The following is a 17,343-nucleotide window of genomic DNA, read 5'->3' on the forward strand; positions in this document are numbered from 1 at the left end:
GCGTAACCCCCCACCCCATGCTGGCCCGGGGACCCCCCGCACCACACCGGTCCGAAGCCCCGACCCTCCGGGCCCTACGCCCTGCGCCGCGCCCCGGATCCCCGCTGCGCGGGCCGGAGTTCCCCTACCCGCCCTTCCACCGTTCCCCGGGGGCCAGCCCCCGGACCCCCCTCCTCAAACGCCTGGTGGGCTGACGCCGGCCAAAATCCAGCCCCTCCGGCGTTTGAGGAGCGGGGTCTGGGGCGGAGCCCCAGGGAACGGCGGAAGGGCGGGTAGGGGACAGCCCCCGCAGGGCTCCGCTCCCAGCCGGCTACGCCGCTACGGCCGCGCGGATCTCCTCCGCGAAGGTGCGCGCCGAGGCGCGGAGCGCGGCCGCGTCCGGCCCGTGCTTCAGCACGCCCCGCGACACGTTCGGGACGACGTTGCGGACGGCCGCGCCGAACACCGCCGGGAGGTCCGCCGCGGTAGCGCCCTGCGCCCCGATGCCGGGGGCCAGCAGCGGCCCGTTGATGTCCAGGTCGAAGGAGGACAGGTCCCCCAGCGTCGCCCCGACCACGGCTCCGAAGGAGCCCATCGGAGAGGCCCCCGCGTTCTCCGCCGCCAGGTGCGCCAGCATCGTCGCGCCGATCGTGAGGCCGTCGGACCGCACCGCCCGCTGGACCTCCGCGCCCTCCGGGTTGGAGGTCAGCGCCAGCACGAACAGACCGGCCCCCGACTCCCGCGCCAGCTCGACCGCCGGCTTCAGCGAGCCGTAGCCGAGGTACGGGGAGACCGTCAGCGCGTCGGAGAACAGCGGTGACGAGGGCGAGAGGAAGGTCTCCGCGTACGCGGCCATCGTCGAGCCGATGTCACCCCGCTTCGCGTCCATGAGGACCAGCGTGCCCGCCGCACGGGCGTCGGCCACGGTCTGCTCGAGTACGGCGATCCCGCGCGATCCGAACCGCTCGAAGAACGCCGCCTGCGGCTTGAAGACCGCGACCGAGTCGGCCAGCGCCTCGACGACGGTGCGGGAGAACTTCTCCAGGCCCGCGACGTCGTCGTTCAGGCCCCAGGAGGCCAGCAGCGCCGCGTGCGGGTCGATGCCCACGCAGAGCGGCCCACGGGCGTCCATCGCCTCGCGCAGGCGGGTACCGAAGGGGATGACGGGGGCAGAGGTCACAGGGCGGCCTTTCGGGTTTCCGCGCCCACCGCTTCGGCGAGCGTCGCGTACGGGCTGGCGGCCAGGCGCGCGGCCAGGCCCTTGTGGATGGCGCGGGCGTAGCAGGGGCCCTCGTAGATGAAGGCGCTGTAGCCCTGGACCAGGCTCGCGCCGGCCAGGATCCGCTGCCAGGCGTCCTCGGCGTTCTCGATGCCTCCGACGCCGACCAGGACCAGCCGGTCGCCGACGCGGGCGTACAGCCGGCGCAGGACCTCCAGGGAGCGCTCCTTGACGGGGGCGCCGGACAGGCCGCCGGTCTCCTTGATCAGCGAGGGGTCGGACTTCAGGCCCAGGCCCTCGCGGGCGATCGTCGTGTTCGTCGCGATGATGCCGTCCAGGCCCAGCTCCAGGGCCAGGTCGGCGACCGCGTCCACGTCCTCGTCCGCGAGGTCCGGCGCGATCTTGACGAGCAGCGGGACCCGCCGGTCGGTCACGACGCGGTCCGCCGCCTCGCGCACGGCGCTGAGCAGGGGCCGCAGCGACTCCGTGGCCTGGAGGTTGCGCAGGCCCGGGGTGTTCGGGGAGGAGACGTTGACGACGAGGTAGTCCGCGTGCCGGGCGAGGCGCTCCGTGGAGGCGACGTAGTCGGCGACGGCCTCCTCCTCGGGGACGACCTTGGTCTTGCCGATGTTGACGCCGACGACCGTCTTGAAGACCGGGTTGCGGGCGGCCAGTCGGTCCGCGACGGCCGCCGAGCCCTCGTTGTTGAAGCCCATGCGGTTGATCAGCGCGCGGTCCGGGACCAGCCGGAACAGCCGCTTCTTGGGGTTGCCGGGCTGAGGTTCGGCGGTGACGGTGCCGATCTCGATGTGGTCGAAGCCGAGCATCGACATGCCGTCGATGGCGACGGCGTTCTTGTCGAAGCCCGCCGCGAGCCCGAAGGGGCCGTGCATCCGCAGGCCGAGGGCCTCGGTGCGCAGGGGCGCGTACCGGGGGGCCAGGTAGGCCGCGACGAAGGTGCGCAGCACGGGCGTGCGGGCAGCGAGGCGGATCCAGCGGAAGGCCGTGTAGTGGGCCTGCTCCGGGTCCATCCGCTTGAAGACCAGGTTGAAGAAGGTTTTGTACATCGTGCAGGGGTTCCCTTGTGCGCTCATGAAGCTCATGAAGAGGGGGACGACCGTCGCGCATCGCGCTTGACGGTGTCCCCCTCCCCTCTACGGGCCGTACGGGCTGTCGGTCCTGGCGGGGACCTAGTCGCGGGCCGCGGTCAGCCGCTCCGCGTGCTCCTGGAGCGAGCGGACGCCCACGTCGCCGCGGTTGAGCGCGTCGATGCCCTGGACGGCCGCGGCGAGCGCCTGGACCGTGGTGAGGCACGGGACTCCGCGCGCCACGGCTGCCGTACGGATCTCGTAGCCGTCGAGGCGGCCACCGGTGCCGTACGGGGTGTTGACGATCAGGTCGACCTGGCCGTCGTGGATGAGCTGGACGATGGTCTTCTCGCCGTCCGGGCCCTCGCCCTCGCTGAGCTTGCGCACGACGGTGGCGTTGATGCCGTTGCGGCGAAGGACCTCGGCGGTGCCGGAGGTGGCCATCAGCTCGAAGCCGTGGGCGACGAGCTCGCGGGCCGGGAAGATCATCGTGCGCTTGTCGCGGTTGGCGACGGAGATGAAGCAGCGGCCCTTGGTGGGCAGCGGGCCGTAGGCGCCGGCCTGCGACTTGGCGTACGCCGTGCCGAAGACGGAGTCGATGCCCATGACCTCGCCGGTGGAGCGCATCTCCGGGCCGAGGACGGTGTCGACGCCGCGGCCGTGGATGTCGCGGAAGCGCGACCACGGCATGACGGCCTCCTTGACGGAGATCGGCGCGTCGAGCGGCAGGGTGCCGCCGTCGCCGGTCTTCGGGAGCATGCCCTCTTCGCGGAGCTCGGCGATGGTGGTGCCGAGCGAGATGCGGGCGGCGGCCTTCGCGAGCGGTACGGCGGTCGCCTTCGAGGTGAAGGGGACGGTCCGGGAGGCGCGCGGGTTGGCCTCCAGGACGTAGAGGATGTCACCGGCCATCGCGAACTGGATGTTGATCAGGCCGCGGACGCCGACGCCCTTGGCGATCGCCTCGGTGGAGGCGCGCAGGCGCTTGATGTCGTAGCCGCCGAGGGTGATCGGGGGCAGGGCGCAGGCCGAGTCGCCGGAGTGGATGCCGGCTTCCTCGATGTGCTCCATGACGCCGCCGAGGTAGAGCTCGTGGCCGTCGTAGAGGGCGTCGACGTCGATCTCGATCGCGTCGTCGAGGAACCGGTCGACCAGCACGGGGCGGGTCGGCGAGATCTCGGTGGACTCGGCGATGTACGAGGACAGCCGGTCCTCGTCGTAGACGATCTCCATGCCGCGGCCGCCGAGCACGTACGAGGGGCGTACGAGGACGGGGTAGCCGATCTCGTCGGCGATGGCCTTGGCGCCGGCGAAGGTGGTGGCGGTGCCGTGCTTGGGGGCGGGCAGGCCGGCCTCGGCGAGGACCTGGCCGAAGGCGCCGCGGTCCTCGGCGGCGTGGATGGCCTCCGGCGGGGTGCCGACGACCGGGACGCCGTTGTCCTTCAGCGCCTGGGCGAGGCCCAGGGGGGTCTGGCCGCCGAGCTGGACGATGACTCCGGCGATGGGACCGGCCAGCGATTCGGCGTGGACGATCTCCAGCACGTCTTCGAGCGTGAGCGGCTCGAAGTACAGGCGGTCGGAGGTGTCGTAGTCGGTGGAGACGGTCTCCGGGTTGCAGTTGACCATCACGGTCTCGTAGCCGGCGTCGCTGAGGGCGAAGGAGGCGTGGACGCAGGAGTAGTCGAACTCGATGCCCTGGCCGATGCGGTTCGGGCCGGAGCCCAGGATGATGACCGCGGGCTTCTCGCGCGGGGCGACCTCGGACTCCTCGTCGTAGGACGAGTAGAAGTACGGGGTCTTCGCGGCGAACTCGGCGGCGCAGGTGTCGACCGTCTTGTAGACCGGGCGGACGCCGAGCGCGTGGCGGACCTCGCGGACGACGTCCTCGCGCAGGCCGCGGATCTCGGCGATCTGGCTGTCGGAGAAGCCGTGGCGCTTGGCCTCGGCGAGCAGCTCGGGGTGGAGCTTGTCGGCGGCGGCCAGCTCGTCCGCGATCTCCTTGATGAGGAAGAGCTGGTCGACGAACCAGGGGTCGATCTTCGTGTACTCGAAGACCTCTTCCTGGGTGGCGCCGGCGCGGATGGCCTGCATGACGGTGTTGATGCGGCCGTCGGTGGGGCGGACCGCGGTGGCGAGGAGCTCTTCCTTGTCGCCGGTGGGGCCGACGAAGGTGAACTGCGAGCCCTTCTTCTCCAGCGAGCGCAGGGCCTTCTGCAGGGCCTCGGTGAAGTTGCGGCCGATGGCCATGGCCTCGCCCACCGACTTCATGGTGGTGGTGAGGGTGGCGTCGGCGAGCGGGAACTTCTCGAAGGCGAAGCGCGGTGCCTTGACGACGACGTAGTCGAGGGACGGCTCGAAGGAGGCCGGCGTCTTCTCGGTGATGTCGTTGGGGACCTCGTCGAGCGTGTAGCCGATGGCCAGCTTGGCGGCGATCTTGGCGATCGGGAAGCCGGTGGCCTTCGACGCGAGCGCCGAGGAGCGCGAGACGCGCGGGTTCATCTCGATGACGATGACGCGGCCGTCGACCGGGTCGATCGCGAACTGGATGTTGCAGCCGCCGGTGTCGACGCCGACCTCGCGGATGATCGCGATGCCGATGTCGCGCAGCCGCTGGTACTCGCGGTCGGTGAGCGTCATCGCCGGGGCGACGGTGATCGAGTCACCGGTGTGGACGCCCATCGGGTCGAAGTTCTCGATGGAGCAGACGACGACGACGTTGTCCTTGGTGTCGCGCATCAGCTCCAGCTCGTACTCCTTCCAGCCGAGGATGGACTCCTCCAGGAGCACCTCGGTGGTCGGGGAGAGCATCAGGCCCTGGCCGGCGATGCGGCGCAGCTCGTCCTCGTCGTGGGCGAAGCCGGAGCCGGCGCCGCCCATGGTGAAGGAGGGGCGCACGACGACGGGGTAGCCGCCGAGGGTGTCGACGCCCTGGATGATGTCGTCCATCGTGTGGCAGATGACCGAGCGGGCGGACTCGCCGTAGCCGATCTTGGCGCGGACGGCTTCGACGACGCCCTTGAAGAGGTCGCGGTCCTCGCCCTTGTTGATCGCCTCGACGTTGGCGCCGATGAGCTCGACGCCGTACTTCTCCAGCACGCCCTGCTCGTGCATGGAGATGGCGGTGTTCAGCGCGGTCTGGCCGCCGAGGGTCGGGAGCAGCGCGTCGGGGCGCTCCTTCGCGATGATCTTCTCGACGAACTCGGGGGTGATCGGCTCGACGTACGTGGCGTCGGCGATCTCCGGGTCGGTCATGATCGTGGCGGGGTTGGAGTTCACCAGGATCACCCGCAGGCCCTCGGCCTTGAGGATGCGGCAGGCCTGGGTCCCGGAGTAGTCGAACTCGGCGGCCTGGCCGATGACGATCGGGCCGGAGCCGATGACCAGGACGGACTGGATATCGGTGCGCTTAGGCACGATCGGCCTCCATCTGGGCGGTGTTCATCAAAGACGTGAAGCGGTCGAAGAGGTACGCGGCGTCGTGCGGGCCGGCGGCTGCTTCGGGGTGGTACTGGACGGAGAAGGCCGGCTGGTCGAGCAGCTGGAGGCCTTCCACGACGTTGTCGTTCAGGCAGACGTGGGAGACCTCGGCGCGGCCGTAGGCGGTCTCGGACACCTTGTCGAGGGGCGCGTCCACGGCGAAGCCGTGGTTGTGCGCGGTGATCTCGACCTTGCCGGTGGTGCGGTCCTGCACCGGCTGGTTGATGCCGCGGTGACCGTACTTCAGCTTGTAGGTGCCGAAGCCGAGCGCGCGGCCCAGGATCTGGTTGCCGAAGCAGATGCCGAAGAGCGGGGTCTTGCGGGCGAGGACGCCCTGCATGACGGAGACCGCGTGGTCGGCGGTGGCCGGGTCGCCCGGGCCGTTGGAGAAGAACACGCCGTCGGGGTTGACCGCGTACACGTCCTCGACGGTGGCGGTGGCGGGGAGCACGTGCACCTCGATGCCGCGCTCCGCCATCCGGTGCGGGGTCATGCCCTTGATGCCGAGGTCCACGGCGGCGACGGTGAACTTCTTGGTCCCGATCGCGGGGACGACGTACGTCTCCTTGGTGGCGACCTCGGCGGAGAGGTCGGCGCCCTTCATCTGCGGGGCGGCCTGGACCTTGGCCAGCAGCGCCTCGTCGCGCACGCCCTCCCAGGCCTCGCCCGAGAAGATGCCGACGCGCATGGCGCCGCGCTCGCGCAGGTGGCGGGTCAGGGCGCGGGTGTCGATGCCGGAGATCCCGACGACGCCCTGGTTGACGAGCTCCTCGTCCAGCGAGCGCACCGATCGCCAGTTGGAGGGGACGCGGGCGGGGTCGCGTACGACGTACCCGGCGACCCAGATGCGGGAGGACTCGGGGTCCTCGTCGTTGACTCCGGTGTTGCCCACGTGCGGGGCGGTCATCACGACGACCTGCCGGTGGTACGACGGGTCGGTGAGGGTCTCCTGGTAGCCGGTCATGCCGGTGGAGAACACGGCCTCGCCGAAGGTCTCCCCCACAGCGCCGTAGGCGCGGCCGCGGAAGATCCGACCGTCCTCCAGGACGAGTACGGCGGGAGCTTTGGCTGCTCCCCTGGTGGAGGTCGTCATCGTTCGGCGCCTTCCGTCGTGGTGATTGAGTGGTTCATGTCGTTGATCGCTTCGACCCAGGCGGCGTGTTCCGCCGCACGGTCGGAGCGGAATCCGGAGTCGATCAGCCTGTCGCCGTGCGCCCATGTGACGACGAGGAGACCGCCCTCGGTGAGTACCTTGCCCGCGATTCCCTTGTCGAGGCGGGCGCCGCGCAGCTGCGCGGCCGGTACGAAGAAGTCGGTGGCACCCGGACGGACCACGTCGAGGCCCGCGTCGGTGAGCGTGAGCTCGACCCGGCTGCGGACGCCCAGTCCGTGGGCGACGATCCGGTCGAGCCATTGCCCGGCGGTGGTGGACCCGTGGTACCGGCCGGTCAGGGCCAGCCGGTGTTCGGGGAGACCGCCGGGGGCGGCGGGCAGCTCCGGCAGATCGCTCTGCAGGGTGCCGCGCCATTTCCAGCCCTGCCGCATCAGCCAGTACACGAACGCGATGAAGACGAGCAGACCGATCACCCACGCGATGCGGGCGCCCCAGTCCGTCACCTCCGCCGACTGTCGCTCGGCGGCCTGTGCGGCCAGTTGGATTACTGCAGGTGTCACGCCAGCGTCCCGTCCACGACCGTTGCCCGGCCCCGCAGGAAGGTGTGAGTGACGCGACCCGGCAGCTCACGGCCCTCGTAAGGCGTGTTGCGGCTGCGGGAGGCGAAGTGTGCGGGGTCCACGACACCACGGTACGAGGTATCGACCAAGGTCAGGTTCGCGGGTTCACCTGCCGAGACGGGGCGTCCGTGGTTCGGAAGGCCGCCGATGCGCGCCGGGGCGAAGGACATCCGGTCCGCGACGCCCGCCCAGTCGAGCAGTCCGGTCTCCACCATCGTCTGCTGGACGACGGAGAGCGCGGTCTCCAGGCCCACCATGCCCATGGCGGCGGCGGCCCACTCGCAGTCCTTGTCCTCGTGCGGGTGCGGGGCGTGGTCGGTGGCGACGATGTCGATCGTGCCGTCGGCCAGTGCCTCGCGCAGGGCCAGGACGTCGGCCGCGGTGCGCAGCGGCGGGTTGACCTTGTAGACCGGGTTGTACGAGCGCACGAGCTCGTCGGTGAGGAGCAGGTGGTGCGGGGTGACCTCGGCGGTGACGTCGATGCCGCGGGACTTGGCCCAGCGGATGATCTCGACGGAGCCGGCGGTGGAGAGGTGGCAGATGTGGACGCGGGAGCCGACGTGCTCGGCGAGCAGGACGTCGCGGGCGATGACCGATTCCTCGGCGACGGCCGGCCAGCCGCCGAGGCCGAGCTCGGCGGAGACGATGCCCTCGTTCATCTGGGCGCCCTCGGTGAGGCGGGGCTCCTGGGCGTGCTGGGCGACGACGCCGCCGAAGGCCTTCACGTACTCCAGGGCGCGGCGCATGATCACGGCGTCGTCCACGCACTTGCCGTCGTCGGAGAAGACGGTGACGCGGGCGGCGGACTCGTGCATGGCGCCCAGCTCGGAGAGCTGCTTGCCCTCCAGGCCGACGGTGACGGCGCCGATGGGCTGGACGTCGCAGTAGCCGGACTCCTTGCCCAGGCGCCACACCTGCTCGACGACGCCGGCGGTGTCGGCGACGGGGAAGGTGTTGGCCATGGCGAAGACGGCGGTGTAGCCGCCGGAGGCGGCGGCGCGGGTGCCGGTGAGGACGGTCTCGGAGTCCTCGCGGCCGGGCTCGCGCAGGTGGGTGTGGAGGTCGACGAGGCCGGGGAGGAGGACCTGGCCGGCGGCTTCGATGACGGTCGCGTCGCCGGCGTCGAGGCCGGTGCCGACGGCGGCGATGGTCTCGCCGTCGATCAGGACGTCCTGGACGTCGCCACCGAGTACCTTCGCGCCACGGATAAGGATCTTGCTCATCTTTACTTGCTCTCCTCGGTGCGGGGCGTGCTGGTGGTGGTGACGGCCGGCTCGGAGCCTCCGAGCAGCAGGTACAGGACGGCCATGCGGATCGAGACGCCGTTGGTGACCTGCTCGATGACCGTGCAGCGGTCGGAGTCGGCGACCTCGGCGGTGATCTCCATGCCGCGGACCATCGGGCCGGGGTGCATCACGATGGCGTGCTCGGGCATGCGGGCCATCCTGGCGCCGTCCAGGCCGTAGCGGCGGGAGTACTCGCGCTCGGTGGGGAAGAAGGCGGCGTTCATCCGCTCGCGCTGCACGCGCAGCATCATCACGGCGTCGGACTTCGGCAGCACCTCGTCCAGGCTGTACGAGATCTCGCACGGCCAGGCCTCGACGCCGACGGGCACCAGGGTGGGCGGGGCCACCAGGGTGACCTGGGCGCCGAGGGTGTGCAGCAGGTGGACGTTGGAGCGGGCGACCCGGCTGTGCAGTACGTCGCCGACGATGGTGATCCGGCGGCCGTTGAGGTCCTTGCCGAGCCCGGCGTCCTTGCCGACCAGGCGGCGGCGCATCGTGAAGGCGTCGAGCAGGGCTTGGGTGGGGTGCTCGTGGGTGCCGTCGCCGGCGTTGATCACCGGGGCGTCGATCCAGCCGGAGGTGGCGAGGCGGTAGGGGGCGCCGGAGGCGTGGTGGCGGATGACGACCGCGTCGACGCCCATGGCCTCCAGGGTCTGGGCGGTGTCCTTGAGGGACTCGCCCTTGGAGACGCTGGAGCCCTTGGCCGCGAAGTTGATGACATCGGCGGAGAGGCGCTTCTCGGCGGCCTCGAAGGAGATCCGGGTCCGGGTCGAGTCCTCGAAGAAGAGGTTGCAGATCGTACGGCCGCGCAGGGTGGGCAGCTTCTTGATCGGCCGGTCCGCGACGCGGGCCATCTCCTCGGCGGTGTCGAGGATCAGGACGGCATCGTCGCGCGTGAGATCGGCGGCCGAGATGAGGTGGCGCTTCATCCGGGTGCTCCGTAAGTCGGTGAGGTCAAGGCCGTGGTGAGGTCAAAGCCGTGGGAGGGCAGACGGGCTGGGGGGTGCGGGCAGGGCAAGCGCCGGCGCGGACCCCGAGGGGCCCGGCCGTCGTCAGGGGCTACTGCCCGGCTGCCCGGTCGGTCCGCTGGCCGAGCAGCACGGCGTCGCGGCCGTCCTCCTCCTGGACCTGGACCTGGACGTTCTCCCGCAGCGACGTGGGGAGGTTCTTGCCGACGTAGTCCGCGCGGATCGGCAGTTCGCGGTGGCCGCGGTCGACGAGGACCGCCAGCTGCACCGCGCGGGGGCGGCCGAGGTCGCCGAGGGCGTCGAGGGCGGCGCGGATGGTGCGGCCGGAGAAGAGAACGTCGTCGACGAGGACGACCAGGCGGCCGTCGATGTCGTCGCCGGGAATCTCGGTGCGGCCGATCGCCCGGGCCGGCTTCATCCGCAGGTCGTCGCGGTACATGGTGATGTCGAGGGAGCCGACCGGGATCTTCGCACCGGTGATCTCTTCGAGCTTGGCGGCCAGCCGGCGGGCGAGGAACACGCCGCGGGTGGGAATGCCGAGGAGCACCACGTCGTCGGCGCCCTTGGCGCGTTCGACGATTTCGTGGGCGATGCGGGTCAGAACCCGGGCGATGTCCTGCGCTTCGAGAACGGGGCGCATGACATCGGCAGCTGTTTTCTGATCCTGCTGACCGTGCTGAGTGTCCATGAAAAGGACCTCCTTCTCCGCCTCACGGGACGGACCTTAAAGGACGTCGGATGTACGTGTTCCACGGTACCAGGGGGATTCCCGCGACCTGGCATCGGGGCAGACCAGGACCCCTCTTACGTGGGCGTCGGAGACCATTCGGCTTGACGCATCCAAGTAACGCTGCGTAACCTCACAGTGAGTTACCAGCCGCGCGGCGGAGCCGCACGTGGTCATGTCGTCACAGCGTCCGGGAGCGTTATGTCCAGCGAATACGCCAAACAGCTCGGGGCCAAGCTCCGCGCCATCCGCACCCAGCAGGGCCTTTCCCTCCACGGTGTCGAGGAGAAGTCCCAGGGCCGGTGGAAGGCCGTGGTGGTCGGTTCTTACGAGCGCGGAGACCGCGCCGTGACCGTACAGCGTCTTGCCGAGCTGGCGGACTTCTACGGGGTTCCGGTGCAGGAACTGCTGCCGGGTACGACCCCCGGCGGAGCGGCCGAGCCGCCGCCGAAGCTGCGCCTGGACCTGGAGCGCCTGGCCCACGTGCCCGCGGAGAAGGCCGGCCCGCTGCAGCGTTACGCGGCGACCATCCAGAGCCAGCGCGGCGACTACAACGGCAAGGTGCTGTCGATCCGCCAGGACGACCTGCGCACCCTCGCCGTCATCTACGACCAGTCGCCCTCGGTCCTGACCGAGCAGCTGATCAGCTGGGGCGTGCTGGACGCGGACGCGCGTCGTGCGGTGGCGCACGAGGACATCTAGTCCCCCGAGCCTCAGCAGAAACGTTTACCGGTGGGTGCAGGGAGCCGATGGGCCCCCTGCACCCACCGGTTTTTTCATGCCCGCACGGGGCCCGAGGGCGGCATCGGGCCGTACGACGGAGGGCCCGCAGCGCGCGTGCGCTGCGGGCCCTCCGTTCACGCCGTACCGGCGGCGCCGGTCAGCTCTCGCTGCGGCGCAGCTTCGGCTTGAGGTCCTTGAAGCGGCCGAGCAGTCCGTTCACGAACGAGGGAGACTCGTCCGTGGAGAACTCCTTGGCCAGCTGGACGGCCTCGTCGATGGCCACGGCGTCCGGGGTTCCGTCGACCCAGATCAGCTCGTAGGCACCGAGACGCACGATGTTCCGGTCCACGACCGGCATGCGGTCGAGGTCCCAGTCCACGGCGTAGGTGGCGATCAGATCGTCGATGCGGTCCACCTTGTCGGCGTACCCCTCGACGAGTTCCATGGTGAACTCGTTCACCGCGGGCTGGCGGTCGGTGTCCGACCGGGAGTGGCGGACCCAGTCCGCGAGGACCTCGCGCACGGAGACCCCGCGCTGGTCGGCCTCGAACAGGATCTGGAAAGCGCGCTTGCGCGCGTTGCTCCGGGCAGCCACGGTTAGCTGTTCACCCGGCCGAGGTAGTCGCTGGTGCGGGTGTCGACCTTGATCTTCTCGCCGGTGTTGATGAAGAGCGGGACCTGGATCTCGTGGCCCGTCTCCAGCGTCGCCGGCTTGGTGCCACCGGTGGAGCGGTCGCCCTGGACGCCCGGGTCGGTGTGCTCGATGGTCAGCTCGACGGCGGCGGGGAGCTCGACGTAGAGCACCTCGCCCTCGTGGCGGGCCACGGAGGCCGTGAAGCCCTCGATCAGGAAGTTGGCGGCGTCGCCGACGGCCTTCTTGTCGACCATCAGCTGGTCGAAGTCCTCCATGTCCATGAAGACGAAGTACTCGCCGTCCATGTAGGAGAACTGCATGTCGCGGCGGTCGATGGTGGCCGTCTCGACCTTGGTGCCGGCGTTGAACGTCTTGTCGACGACCTTGCCGGACATGACGCTCTTCAGCTTGGTGCGCACGAAGGCCGGGCCCTTGCCGGGCTTGACGTGCTGGAACTCGACGACGGACCAGAGCTGGCCCCCGTCGAGCTTCAGCACCATGCCGTTCTTGAGGTCGTTCGTGGAAGCCACGGTGTGGGAATCTCCTGCACTGGAAGACCACGGGTGCGCGCACAGCCCGGCGACGCGGGCTAGAGCGCGAGCAGCTCCTTGGTCGTAATGGTGAGTAGCTCGGGACCGCCGTCCGCCTCGGGGCGTACGACGAGCGTGTCATCGATCCGGACACCACCCCGGCCAGGGAGGTGAACCCCCGGTTCGACGGTGACCGGCACGCAAGCGTCCAGTTTACCCATGGCCGTAGGTGCAAGCTGCGGGTCCTCGTCGATTTCGAGACCGACACCGTGTCCGGTCCACGCCGCGAGGGCCTCCCCGTGACCGGCGGAGTCCAGTACGGAACGGGCCGCGTGATCCACATCGCGGTAGGCGGCCCCGGGCACCAGGGCCTCCCGGCCCGCCCGCTGGGCGGCGAAGACGAGTTCGTACAGCTCGATCTGCCAGTCGGCGGGGGTCGTTCCGATCACGAAGGTGCGGCCGATCTCGCAGCGGTATCCCCGGTAGTTCGCGCCGAGGCAGACGGAGAGGAAATCACCCTCCTCGACCCGCCGGTCGGAGGGCCGGTGCCGGGAGCGGCCGGAGTGCGGGCCGGTGCCGACGGAGGTCGGGAAGGCCGGGCCGTCGGCCCCGTGGTCCACGAGCCGGCGTTCCAGCTCCAGCGCGAGGTGCCGTTCGGTACGGCCCACCAGGATCGATTCCAGCAGCTCCCCGAGGGCCTGGTCGGCGATCTCGGCGGCGATCCGCAGGCAGGCGATCTCCTCCTCGTCCTTGACGAGGCGCTGCTGTTCCACCGCGGTCCCCAGATCGGCCAGGCGCAGTCCGGGCGCCACCGACCCCAGGGCGCGGTGGCGCCCGACGGTGAGGTGGTGTTCCTCGACGGCGAGGGAGTCGGCGCGGGCCGCGGAGGCCGCGTCGGCCGCCGCGACGGCGGGATCCGCCCCGGGCCCGGCCAGCACGGAGAGCCGCAGGTTCTCGTCGAGCCGCCCCTCGTCGGCCTCCCCGGTGGGCTGCCCGGCGCAGAACAGCATGTCCGTACCCCCCGGACCGAGGAGCAGGACCGCGCCCAGCGGCGACGCCCCGGAGAGGTAACGGACGTTCGCCGGACGCGTGATGAGTGCGGCGGCGTTCCCGGCGGCCGCACAGCGGTCGCGAAGCAGGCCCCGGCGGGCCGCGTACACGTCTGACATGTTTCCGAGCCTACGAGCGTGGCGCGCATCCGGCCTGGTGAGCGCGGCCGTACGGGGGCCGGCCCGGGCCCGGTGCCGATTCAGTAGGACGGCTGGGAGATGACCCGGGCCAGTGTCTCGTCCAGGGCGCGGGCGGTGCCCTCGACGTCCAGGTGGGAGTTGTCGATGATCGGCAGCCCGGATCCGTACCAGCCGGCCATCCGGCCGTGGATCCGCGCGACTTCCTCGTCGGAGAGCCGCCTGTTCCCGGAGCGGGCGGCGTTGCGCTCCAGGACGATCTCCAGGCCGGGCAGCAGGACGACGGGGAGCAGCGCGGGCCCGACGTGGCGCTTCCACCCGCCGAGGCCCACCACCGGCCGGTCAGGGAACACGGCGTCGTCGAGGATGCAGGAGATCCCGTTGGCCAGGAAGTTCCGGGCGGCGAAACCGCAGGTGCGGCGGGCGAGGCGGTACTGGGCCTCGGAGTGGTCGTTCCAGCCGGCCTGGGGATCCGCGAAGCCCGAGCAGACCCATTCCCGTACGTCGTCCAGGCTGATGTGCGCGGTGGGAACGGGCCGGGTGCCGGCCCAGTGGCGGGCCACCGTGGTCTTGCCCGCGCCGGCGGGGCCGATCAGCAGGACCGCGAGGGTGGCACCGCCGGTGCCGGGAACGGCGGGCGGCAGCGGGACGTGCCCGGTGAACCCGTCCGGCTGAACCGGCGCGGCCAGGGACGCGGCGTGCCCGGAGGGCATGGGAGGCGCCGACCAGCCCTCCACCGGCCGTACCGGCGGCTGCGGGGGCGCCGCCGGGTGCTGACTCCCCGACGGCTCCCAGCCCCCGCCTCCCACTCCCTGCTGCATGCGCTGCCACTCCGTATCGTTCCACCACGACTGATGCGAGAACGTTATATGACCCCGGAGGCTCACCGGGCCACACGGTCGCGGGATGGCAGCTCCCCGGACCGGCGCAGACCGGCAGGGACCGGTTCAGACCGGTTCGTGCGGGTTCGTACCGGCCCTGGTGGGCTCAGGCCGTGACTTCTCCGAAGGCTGCCACGAGGACGGCCGGGTCGGGACCCTCCAGGACGGTCGGCTTCGCCAGCCCGTCGAGGACGATGAAGCGCAGCAGGTCGCCCCGGGACTTCTTGTCGAGCTTCATGGTCTCCAGCAGCTTGGGCCACTGGTCGCCGCGGTAGGTCAGCGGCAGCCCCACCGAGGCGAGGACGGCCTTGTGCCGGTCGGCCGTCTCGTCGTCGAGCCGGCCCGCGAGCCGGCCGAGCTCGGCGGCGAAGACCATGCCGACCGAGACGGCCGCGCCGTGGCGCCACTTGTAGCGCTCGTTCTTCTCGATGGCGTGCGCGAGGGTGTGTCCGTAGTTGAGGATCTCCCGCAGGCCCGATTCCTTGAGGTCGCTGGAGACCACGTCGGCCTTGACCTGGATGGAGCGGCAGATCAGCTCGGCCGTGTGCGGGCCCGCGGGCGTGCGCGCCGCCTCGGGGTCCGACTCGATCAGGTCGAGGATCACCGGGTCGGAGATGAACCCGGCCTTGATGATCTCGGCGAGACCGCTGACGTAGTCGTTGACCGGCAGCGATTCCAGCGCGGCCAGGTCGCAGAGCACGCCGGCCGGCGGGTGGAAGGCGCCGACGAGGTTCTTGCCCTCGGCGGTGTTGATGCCGGTCTTGCCCCCGACGGCCGCGTCCACCATCGCCAGGATGGTGGTCGGGACGGCGATCCAGCGCACCCCGCGCAGCCAGGAGGCCGCGACGAAGCCCGCGAGGTCGGTGGTGGATCCCCCGCCGACGCCGACGATGGCGTCGGTGCGGGTGAAGCCGGACTGGCCGAGCGCCTTCCAGCAGTACGCCGCCACCTCGGCCGTCTTGGCCTCCTCGGCGTTCGGCACCTGGATGGCGACGGCCTCGTACCCCTGGGCGGCGAGGTCGTCGCGCAGGGCCTCACCGGTCGAGGCGAGGGCCTCGGGGTGGATGACGGCGACCCGCTGGGCCTTCGTACCGATCAGGGAGCCCAGCTCCCCGAGCAGCTGCCGGCCGACCAGCACCTCGTACGCATCGTGCCCGGCGCTCGCGCCGACCTGAATCCGCGTCACCTTGTCCGTCATGCGTTCTTCAACTCCAGAGCGTCGAGGACCGCCTGGGCGACCTCTTCGGGCGTGCGCTCGTCGGTGGCCACCACGACGCGCGCGACTTCGGTGTACAGGGGACGCCGGGCGTCCATCAGCTCGCGCCACTGGCGGCGCGGGTTGACGGCGAGCAGCGGGCGCGCGGCGCCGAGGCCCACGCGCTTGACCGCTTCCTCGACGTCCATCGAGAGGTAGGCGACGGGCAGCCCGGCGAGCAGCTCGCGCGTCTTCTCGTCGAGGACGGCGCCGCCGCCGAGGGCGAGTACGCCCTCGTGGCCGGCGACGGCCGCGGCCACCGCCTCCCGCTCCAGCTCACGGAAGTACGGTTCGCCCTCGTCCACGAAGATGTCGGAGATCTCCCGGCCCTGGGCCGCGACGATGTCGGCGTCGGTGTCCCGGTAGGAGACTCCGAGCCGCCGGGCGATCAGCTCGCCGACGGTGGACTTGCCGGACCCCATGGGGCCGACGAGGACCACCAGGGGTCCGGTCGCGCTGGTGCCCGTCACCGGATCTGCAGGTTGTCGAGGTAGGACCGGACGTTGCGGCGGGTCTCGGGGACCGAGTCGCCGCCGAACTTCTCGACGACCGCGTCGGCCAGCACCAGGGCGACCATGGCCTCGGCGACGATGCCCGCGGCGGGCACGGCACAGACGTCGGAGCGCTGGTGGTGCGCGACGGTGGCCTCGCCGGTGGCGACGTCCACGGTCGCGAGGGCCTTCGGCACGGTCGCGATCGGCTTCATCGCGGCGCGTACGCGCAGCAGCTCGCCGGTGGTCAGCCCGCCCTCGGTGCCGCCGGAGCGGCCGGAGGTGCGCTTGATGCCCTCGGGGGTGTTGACGATCTCGTCGTGCGCCTGCGAGCCGGGCACGCGGGCCAGGTCGAAGCCGTCGCCGACCTCGACGCCCTTGATGGCCTGGATGCCCATGAGCGCGGCCGCGAGGCGCGCGTCGAGACGGCGGTCCCAGTGCACGTGCGAGCCGAGGCCGACGGGCACGCCGTAGGCGAGGACCTCGACGACGCCGCCGAGGGTGTCGCCGTCCTTGTGGGCCTGGTCGATCTCCGCGACCATCGCCTTCGACGCGTCGGCGTCGAGGCAGCGCACCGGGTCGGCGTCGAGCTTCTCGACGTCCGCGGGGGTCGGGTAGACGCCGTACGGGGCCTTGGCGGAGGCGAGCTCCACGACGTGGGAGACGATCTCGATGCCCGCGACCTCCTTGAGGAAGGACCGGGCGACGGCGCCGAGGGCCACGCGGGCGGCGGTCTCACGGGCGCTGGCGCGCTCCAGGATCGGCCGGGCCTCGTCGAAGCCGTACTTCTGCATGCCGGCCAGGTCGGCGTGGCCGGGCCGGGGCCGGGTCAGCGGCGCGTTGCGGCCGGTGTCCTTGAGCAGCGAGGGGTCGACGGGGTCGGCCGACATGACCGTCTCCCACTTGGGCCACTCGCTGTTGCCCACCATCACGGCGACCGGGGAACCGAGGGAAAGTCCGTGGCGAACACCCCCGAGAAATGTCACCTCGTCCTGCTCGAACTTCATCCGGGCACCGCGGCCGTAGCCGAGCCGGCGCCGCGCCAGGTGGTCGGCCACCAGCTCGGTGGTGACCGGGACGCCGGCGGGAAGCCCCTCCAGCGTCGCTACCAGAGCCGGGCCGTGAGATTCCCCGGCCGTCAGCCAACGCAACCTGCTCAACGATGCT

At 71.1% G+C, this 17,343-nt stretch carries 16 protein-coding genes; 1 reads left to right on the top strand and 15 read right to left on the bottom strand.

The genetic code is table 11. The annotated features are described in order from the left end of the window. Nucleotides 1–310: 310 nt before the first annotated feature. The 8 genes from pyrF to pyrR all read right to left on the bottom strand — a co-directional run bounded on the left by pyrF (nucleotide 311) and on the right by pyrR (nucleotide 10,436). On the bottom strand, nucleotides 311–1,159 hold the full coding sequence (gene pyrF, locus ACFYM0_RS21590; RefSeq protein WP_388503669.1) for an orotidine-5'-phosphate decarboxylase: 849 nt from the start codon (nucleotides 1,157–1,159) through the stop codon (nucleotides 311–313). After that, on the bottom strand, nucleotides 1,156–2,265 hold the full coding sequence (locus ACFYM0_RS21595; protein ID WP_388504236.1) for a quinone-dependent dihydroorotate dehydrogenase: 1,110 nt from the start codon (nucleotides 2,263–2,265) through the stop codon (nucleotides 1,156–1,158). Before ACFYM0_RS21595 ends, pyrF begins: the two co-directional genes overlap by 4 nt. 123 nt (nucleotides 2,266–2,388) lie before the next feature. Continuing rightward, nucleotides 2,389–5,697 (bottom strand): carbamoyl-phosphate synthase large subunit, encoded by a 3,309-nt coding sequence (gene carB, locus ACFYM0_RS21600; protein ID WP_388503671.1) that lies wholly within the window; start codon nucleotides 5,695–5,697, stop codon nucleotides 2,389–2,391. Next, on the bottom strand, nucleotides 5,690–6,853 hold the full coding sequence (gene carA, locus ACFYM0_RS21605) for a glutamine-hydrolyzing carbamoyl-phosphate synthase small subunit (protein WP_388503674.1): 1,164 nt from the start codon (nucleotides 6,851–6,853) through the stop codon (nucleotides 5,690–5,692). The genes carB and carA overlap by 8 nt, the downstream gene beginning before the upstream one ends. After that, nucleotides 6,850–7,434: a hypothetical protein gene (locus tag ACFYM0_RS21610; protein ID WP_388503676.1), complete on the bottom strand. Its 585-nt coding sequence runs from the start codon at nucleotides 7,432–7,434 to the stop codon at nucleotides 6,850–6,852. The genes carA and ACFYM0_RS21610 overlap by 4 nt, the downstream gene beginning before the upstream one ends. Beyond that, nucleotides 7,431–8,717, bottom strand: a complete 1,287-nt coding sequence (locus tag ACFYM0_RS21615) for a dihydroorotase (protein WP_388503678.1) — start codon at nucleotides 8,715–8,717, stop codon at nucleotides 7,431–7,433. The genes ACFYM0_RS21610 and ACFYM0_RS21615 overlap by 4 nt, the downstream gene beginning before the upstream one ends. Before the next feature lie 2 nt (nucleotides 8,718–8,719). Next, the gene (locus ACFYM0_RS21620; RefSeq protein ID WP_356517230.1) at nucleotides 8,720–9,709 is read right to left on the bottom strand and encodes an aspartate carbamoyltransferase catalytic subunit; all 990 of its coding nucleotides are present in this window, start codon (nucleotides 9,707–9,709) and stop codon (nucleotides 8,720–8,722) included. Between the two features lie 130 nt (nucleotides 9,710–9,839). Then, the gene (gene pyrR, locus ACFYM0_RS21625) at nucleotides 9,840–10,436 is read right to left on the bottom strand and encodes a bifunctional pyr operon transcriptional regulator/uracil phosphoribosyltransferase PyrR (RefSeq protein WP_388503680.1); all 597 of its coding nucleotides are present in this window, start codon (nucleotides 10,434–10,436) and stop codon (nucleotides 9,840–9,842) included. A 240-nt stretch (nucleotides 10,437–10,676) separates the two neighbouring features. On the opposite strand from pyrR, the gene bldD reads away from it, so the two are divergent. After that, entirely contained in the window at nucleotides 10,677–11,177 is a 501-nt protein-coding gene (bldD, locus tag ACFYM0_RS21630; RefSeq protein ID WP_069929708.1) for a transcriptional regulator BldD, read from the top strand. Nucleotides 11,178–11,355: 178 nt separating this feature from the next. On the opposite strand, the gene nusB is transcribed toward bldD, so the two are convergent. From nusB to aroC, 7 genes are all read right to left on the bottom strand, one after another. Further along, complete coding sequence (gene nusB / locus ACFYM0_RS21635) at nucleotides 11,356–11,793, bottom strand: transcription antitermination factor NusB (RefSeq protein WP_214948214.1); 438 nt, start codon at nucleotides 11,791–11,793, stop codon at nucleotides 11,356–11,358. A 2-nt stretch (nucleotides 11,794–11,795) separates the two neighbouring features. Then, the gene (efp, locus tag ACFYM0_RS21640) at nucleotides 11,796–12,362 is read right to left on the bottom strand and encodes an elongation factor P (protein WP_243334327.1); all 567 of its coding nucleotides are present in this window, start codon (nucleotides 12,360–12,362) and stop codon (nucleotides 11,796–11,798) included. Nucleotides 12,363–12,421: 59 nt separating this feature from the next. Continuing rightward, complete coding sequence (locus ACFYM0_RS21645) at nucleotides 12,422–13,531, bottom strand: M24 family metallopeptidase (RefSeq protein ID WP_388503684.1); 1,110 nt, start codon at nucleotides 13,529–13,531, stop codon at nucleotides 12,422–12,424. Between the two features lie 80 nt (nucleotides 13,532–13,611). Further along, complete coding sequence (locus ACFYM0_RS21650; protein ID WP_388503687.1) at nucleotides 13,612–14,370, bottom strand: AAA family ATPase; 759 nt, start codon at nucleotides 14,368–14,370, stop codon at nucleotides 13,612–13,614. 166 nt (nucleotides 14,371–14,536) lie between these two features. Next, on the bottom strand, nucleotides 14,537–15,628 hold the full coding sequence (gene aroB / locus ACFYM0_RS21655; RefSeq protein WP_388503688.1) for a 3-dehydroquinate synthase: 1,092 nt from the start codon (nucleotides 15,626–15,628) through the stop codon (nucleotides 14,537–14,539). Then, nucleotides 15,625–16,107: a shikimate kinase gene (locus tag ACFYM0_RS21660; RefSeq protein WP_388504238.1), complete on the bottom strand. Its 483-nt coding sequence runs from the start codon at nucleotides 16,105–16,107 to the stop codon at nucleotides 15,625–15,627. Before ACFYM0_RS21660 ends, aroB begins: the two co-directional genes overlap by 4 nt. A 44-nt stretch (nucleotides 16,108–16,151) precedes the next feature. Further along, nucleotides 16,152–17,336 carry a chorismate synthase gene (gene aroC, locus ACFYM0_RS21665; protein WP_388503691.1) on the bottom strand — a complete coding sequence of 395 codons (1,185 nt, stop codon included), beginning with the start codon at nucleotides 17,334–17,336 and terminating at the stop codon, nucleotides 16,152–16,154. Nucleotides 17,337–17,343 lie beyond the last annotated feature (7 nt).

This window comes from Streptomyces sp. NPDC006487, from assembly GCF_042870555.1.
GTDB lineage: Bacteria > Actinomycetota > Actinomycetes > Streptomycetales > Streptomycetaceae > Streptomyces.

Coding starts and splice junctions, on each gene's coding strand:
- ACFYM0_RS21650 (WP_388503687.1), bottom strand. CDS start 14,370: ATGCAGCAGGGAGTGGGAGGCGGGGGCTGGGAGCCGTCGGGGAGTCAG.
- ACFYM0_RS21645 (WP_388503684.1), bottom strand. CDS start 13,531: ATGTCAGACGTGTACGCGGCCCGCCGGGGCCTGCTTCGCGACCGCTGT.
- ACFYM0_RS21595 (WP_388504236.1), bottom strand. CDS start 2,265: ATGTACAAAACCTTCTTCAACCTGGTCTTCAAGCGGATGGACCCGGAG.
- aroB (WP_388503688.1), bottom strand. CDS start 15,628: ATGACGGACAAGGTGACGCGGATTCAGGTCGGCGCGAGCGCCGGGCAC.
- ACFYM0_RS21620 (WP_356517230.1), bottom strand. CDS start 9,709: ATGAAGCGCCACCTCATCTCGGCCGCCGATCTCACGCGCGACGATGCC.
- bldD (WP_069929708.1), top strand. CDS start 10,677: ATGTCCAGCGAATACGCCAAACAGCTCGGGGCCAAGCTCCGCGCCATC.
- ACFYM0_RS21615 (WP_388503678.1), bottom strand. CDS start 8,717: ATGAGCAAGATCCTTATCCGTGGCGCGAAGGTACTCGGTGGCGACGTC.
- pyrR (WP_388503680.1), bottom strand. CDS start 10,436: ATGGACACTCAGCACGGTCAGCAGGATCAGAAAACAGCTGCCGATGTC.
- carA (WP_388503674.1), bottom strand. CDS start 6,853: ATGACGACCTCCACCAGGGGAGCAGCCAAAGCTCCCGCCGTACTCGTC.
- ACFYM0_RS21660 (WP_388504238.1), bottom strand. CDS start 16,107: ATGGGGTCCGGCAAGTCCACCGTCGGCGAGCTGATCGCCCGGCGGCTC.